The organism is Geobacillus sp. B4113_201601, from assembly GCF_001587475.1.
GTDB lineage: Bacteria > Bacillota > Bacilli > Bacillales > Anoxybacillaceae > Geobacillus > Geobacillus icigianus.
Genome location: NZ_LQYX01000069.1, coordinates 1 through 1,400 on the forward strand (window position 1 = coordinate 1; position 1,400 = coordinate 1,400).

A 1,400-nucleotide genomic window follows, 5' to 3' on the forward strand; every position below is an offset into this window, starting at 1 on the left:
GAGCCCAATCGATCCGTCCTTGCCTCGAGGAAACGGCAGTCGAGTTGGCTGTAGAGTGCTCTTCCTACCGCAAAGCAGCCCGCACGTTGGAGGCGATCGTGGGGTATGCGGTCCTCAGCCATGAGGCGATTCGTCAGCTGGTGTTGGCGGCCCCCATCTCGCTGCACCACCCTGTTTCCCAACGGCATGGCCGGGTGCTATTGGTGGAAGCGGATGGACTGTTCATCTCCCGCCAAGGGAAAGGGAAACGGGCGAAAGAGCAGAAAATCTTGGCGGTTCACGAGGGATGGAGACGGAACGGCTCGCAACTGGAGCTCGTGAACCGGCGCCACTACCTCCATGAAGGGGCGGGGGACGTGTGGGAAGGGTTCGAAGCGTGGCTGATGAAGGAATATGCCTATGACCCGTGCCGGGACCTGTTGGTCATCAACGGCGACGCGGCATCTTGGATTACCGCCTGCCGGGAGTATTTCGGAAAGCGGGCGTGCTTTCAGTTGGATCGGTTCCATGTGGCGCGGGAGCTTCGTCAGTGTCTGTCCGGCCACCCGCGTTGGCGGGAGGTGCGGAAGAAGCTGGCGAAGCAAGACGAGGAAGGACTTTTGGTGGAACTGAACAGCGCCGTCGGTACGTTGGGGGACGAAGCCAAAGAACAGCAGTTGGCCGAAATGATTGGCCGAAATGATCCGCCGGATCGAGTCGATGCCGGGATGCATCCGGGGCGACCGGGAGTGGCTGTCGGCGTAAGGGGTGGAGACGGCCGGCATGCGTCCGATGGGCCACGCCGAGAGTGTGATGAGCCGGTTCGCGTACCGGGTGAAATCCCGCCGCAGCTGGAAGGACCAAGGACTTGGGGCGTTTCTGAAGGCGATGGTGGCCCAAATTGACGGAATCGGGTGGAGAACAGGGCAGTTGGAGGAGGAAGAGCCCCAGAGGGCAGCCTCGGCCCCGCCGAAGCAGGAGCGGATCAAACAGGCCAAACGGAAGGCAGGGCGGTTGTTGGCGGAGGTGATGCGCCAGAACATCCCGTATCTTCAACAGTCATCGGGGACGCCGATCTACCAAGCATTGTCGGCGCTTCGGGATGGTGGGTGGATGTAAAAAAATGGATCGAGTAAAAATCAGCTCAAGAAGAGGGATGAGAGTCCGAAAGCGCTTACGATATCAATTCCTAAAAATGGTCTACCAACGGGTGATTGACAACGCCCGTAGTAGACCGAAAAAATGTTCTCCACAAAGTCTTGACTGACTCTTCAGTTTTTTAGGGGTTGTCGGAATATATAAAAAATGATATAATTATACCAGATATAAGAAAAAACTATATTTTTAAGGAGCATTCCCGTTAGGAGCTTTTCCGGGGACTTGATCAAAAAAAGCCCTCTTGGTATGATGCAGGGGTGTCA

Annotated in this window: 1 pseudogene; it reads left to right on the top strand. The window is 56.6% G+C overall.

What is annotated here, in order from left to right:
* Positions 1 to 1,098 (top strand): annotated as a pseudogene (locus tag B4113_RS08440) (ISLre2 family transposase); the annotation flags it as partial.
* Positions 1,099 to 1,400: the final 302 nt, after the last annotated feature.